This is a genomic window from Anaerovibrio sp. (assembly GCF_024697385.1).
Taxonomy (GTDB): Bacteria; Bacillota; Negativicutes; order Selenomonadales; family Selenomonadaceae; genus Anaerovibrio.
Map to the genome: position 1 here is coordinate 1 of NZ_JAILFV010000141.1, position 3,463 is coordinate 3,463.

Annotated in this window: 3 protein-coding genes; 1 reads left to right on the top strand and 2 read right to left on the bottom strand. The window is 40.8% G+C overall.

The genetic code is table 11. The features are described from left to right. Nucleotides 1–341 precede the first annotated feature (341 nt). The gene (locus K6C05_RS08055; RefSeq protein WP_296733451.1) at nt 342–905 is read left to right on the top strand and encodes a flavin reductase family protein; all 564 of its coding nucleotides are present in this window, start codon (nt 342–344) and stop codon (nt 903–905) included. A gap of 102 nt (nt 906–1,007) precedes the next feature. Here the strand turns inward: K6C05_RS08055 and K6C05_RS08060 are convergent, their stop codons facing one another. Together K6C05_RS08060 and K6C05_RS08065 are read right to left on the bottom strand one after the other, a co-directional pair. Continuing rightward, nucleotides 1,008–1,913, bottom strand: a complete 906-nt coding sequence (locus K6C05_RS08060; RefSeq protein ID WP_296733454.1) for an EamA family transporter — start codon at nt 1,911–1,913, stop codon at nt 1,008–1,010. Between the two features lie 238 nt (nt 1,914–2,151). Beyond that, nucleotides 2,152–3,258, bottom strand: a complete 1,107-nt coding sequence (locus K6C05_RS08065) for a M48 family metallopeptidase (RefSeq protein WP_296733456.1) — start codon at nt 3,256–3,258, stop codon at nt 2,152–2,154. Nucleotides 3,259–3,463: the final 205 nt, after the last annotated feature.

The following is a 3,463-nucleotide window of genomic DNA, read 5'->3' on the forward strand; positions in this document are numbered from 1 at the left end:
CCGGGGAAGTTACTTGATATTTTATTTGATGCGGTATGTGTGGTGTTTTCATATAAGTATAAAAAGCGAGTATTTGTGCAAGCTAGGGATTGTTACAAACTTATCAATGGATATATCCAAGCTTCAATGGATAAATACAGATTTTAAGGATTTTCTTTATTTATTTTTATTAAGTCTTTTTGTGGGATATATTTGGCGTAAAAAGGAGGCCATTAAAACTTTTGGGAGATGAAAAATTTTCTTTGCGTCAATCAATTTTTTTATGAAGGATATTCACCTTTTTTGACGAATAGATGAGAAAGTAAAGCAAGTTTAGCTATGAGAATGGAGGAGAATCATTTATGAGAAAGAATTTTGGGGCAAAGCCATGGTCGTATCCACAGCCGGTGTTTATCATTGCAACCTATAATCAGGATGGAACACCGAATGCCATGAATGCAGCATGGTGTGGTATACATAGTGCCAATGAGGTATGTATCTGCATGGGAGCAAAGCATAAAACCACTGAAAATATTGAGGCGAAAAAAGCCTTTACAATCAGCATGGCTGATGTTGAACATATGGTGGCCTGTGATTATATTGGCCTTGTCAGTGGTGTCAATGAAGCTGACAAGTTCAGCAAGGCAGGCTTTACAGCTGAAAAGAGTGAATTTGTGGATGCACCGCTCATCAAGGAGCTGCCAATGGCGCTGGAGTGTGAGGTAGTAAGCTATAATAAGTCCACAGGTGAGCTGATTGGCAAGATTGTCAATGTCAGCATTGACGAATGTGTGCTGACCCCTGAGGGAACTGTAGATGTAAAGAAGCTGGCTCCTATAACCTTTGATCCGGTTAATAACAAATACTTGAAAATTGATGGGGAAGCAATTGGAAATGCCTTCAAGGACGGGGCTAAACTAAAATAAGTCGTAAAAAAAGGCCTGAAGTAATTACCACCAGTTGGTAATGTGCTTCAGGCTTTTGTATTTTATTTGCGAGATTGATAACAGCTTCTTCGATGACCAATATTATGTTTGATGTCGAAAGGACAGATAAAATACTGGGCACAGTATCATAAGGGTCCCTATGAATTCCGGCAGCTCATATAATACTCCCAAAATCATGAGAGACAGCAGAATGGCACTGATTGGCTCTATCATTTCATATATGGCTGCAATATATGGCTTTATGTACTGCAGGCTGGACAAAAAGGTCCAAAAGGCCAGAGCAGTGCCAAATATAACAGTATATACAAGATTGGCTATTGAATAAAGATCTATGGTAACTGTTTGGGAAATATCCCAGGGCTGTACCACAGGCAAAAGAGCGGTACCGCCAATAAGCAGCCCCCAGCCTACCACATTTGAAGGCCGAAAATGCTTCATGAGATAGCCCGGCTGTACTGTATAAATCACTCCGGCAACAGGAAGGATAATGCCCCATAAAAATCCTTCTTCAGAAATACTCAAGGAAAGCATGTTGCCATGGGTGACCATAACAATGGTGCCTATAATGGCTGATGCACTACAGACTATTTCATAAAAGCGAGGTAAATGATGCTTGGTGATTGACACCCATAATATGACGACAATCGGCGTGAGGCTGATAAATACTGTTGCCATGGCAGCATTCATATGCTCTACCGATGCCAGGTAAGTAAACTGCACCCACATGATGGATATAAAGCTGAAGATTAGGAGCTGGATTATATTTTTTTTGCCCTTCCATATGGCAAGGAAATCTTTCCGGTATATCATGTAATCTGCAACCAACAGTATTATGCCGGCGAAAAACATTCTGATATTCACCAGCCAGAGGGCAGGTACCCCCTTGTACTGCAGCAGGTATTGACAGGATACTCCCATTATGCCCCATAGTATTGAGCCTGTTAACGCCAATATGGCACCCTTTTGCCCGGCAGGCAGTCTGATCATATGAAACCTCCAAAAGCATGTGCTTAATTTGTTCAAACAAGGAGATTATAACTACCTGTTTAAGAAAATGCAAAGCATATTTAAAAAAAGTTATTTATTAAGTATGTGCTTAAGAAATTGACATTTTCTGATATTCCCCGGTACATTTTTTTTACTGGAATGGAAATCAGCCTTAATTTTCGAAGACAATAAAAAATGCTTCCCGATTGGTTACGGGAAGCATTGATGGAAATTTTGATTACTCCTTGGTAACAGGCTTTACTTTCAGGGTGTTTAGCTTTTCTGCTATGGCGTCAGCGGATTCGTCATCAGCGGTTGGGGTGATTATTGGTTGGTTCCCCATGTAAACAGTACCATAGTTGACAGATACTTCGGTTTCTCCATTATGGAAGGCCCGGGCAAGGTTGCCTGCCAGATAATAGCTGCGGATTTTGTTGGTCATTTCACCGGCAGCTGCAGGGGAGATAAATTCCTTGTCGTAGATGTATACCGTGCTGTCCTTGACATCAATGGCGTCGTTACTGTATTTTTTGAGTTTTTCAATATAATTTTTTAATCGTTCATCATGGCTTGGATGGTCAGATACGGAGAAAATATCGCCGCTCATTCTATCCTGCTGGCTGCTGTACTTATCAATTACTCTCTGCCATACTGCGGCGCAGGCGCCAAGGTTGTAGCTGGAATCGGAAATATAATCAAAGGCATAGTTATCAGCTTCCCATTCCATAGGTTTTGTGATTTTTACCTTGGTAGTGTAATCGACAACCAGACCTGTTACGACTGTACCCAAGGTATTGGTATTTGATGCTATTGCCGTGGCTGCAAGGACAACCGGTATCTGTTTCTTGAAGCCTTTTACAACATGATCCTTTTGACCATGAGCCATTTCGTGGCCAAGAACTACCGCAACTTCGTCATCAGTGCGGAGAAGCTCAAATATTCCTGTGTTTACGGTCATGACATGCCCCAGGGAGCAGGCTGCATTAAAATCGTTTTGTGGATTGATAAAATACAGGAAAGGCTTTTCGTTTATGGATGAATCACTGACGGCAATGGCATTGTGGAGATTAGTCATGATACCATCCAGACGGTTGTTCAGGGTAGGATCGTTGTTGACTCCCTGCTTTGACTTCATGTCATTGAAGAGACTCTGGCGGCCTTCCTCGGTATTGTTAATCTTATCGATTTCCTTGTTGACTTGGCTCATCTGATAGCCGGCAATACCCACATTAAGAACAGTACTCAGCAAGTTTGCATCCGCATGTGATGGCACAGCTGCAAAAACAGGCAATGTGGTTATCATGGCACTGACCAGAAGCTTGGCGATTGATTTTTTTAGTTTCATTTGCGGTTCCCTCCTGAATGAATTTTCTTCTCTGATTATATCACAGTCTTAATTAAAATATCTTTAGATACAGAAAATAGTATATTAAAAATTTATGGCAGTCAGAAAATGACTTCCAATTATTTATATTCAATATCTTCTGCTTCAAACCTCTTTGTAAAGATTTTGCCTGTGGCAAAATTTGTATAATGGCGTTATAACGAGC

What these genes read in the sequence shown, in the direction of transcription:
- K6C05_RS08055 (WP_296733451.1), top strand. Translation starts at nt 342, where the DNA reads ATGAGAAAGAATTTTGGGGCAAAGCCATGGTCGTATCCACAGCCGGTG.
- K6C05_RS08060 (WP_296733454.1), bottom strand. Translation starts at nt 1,913, where the DNA reads ATGATCAGACTGCCTGCCGGGCAAAAGGGTGCCATATTGGCGTTAACA.
- K6C05_RS08065 (WP_296733456.1), bottom strand. Translation starts at nt 3,258, where the DNA reads ATGAAACTAAAAAAATCAATCGCCAAGCTTCTGGTCAGTGCCATGATA.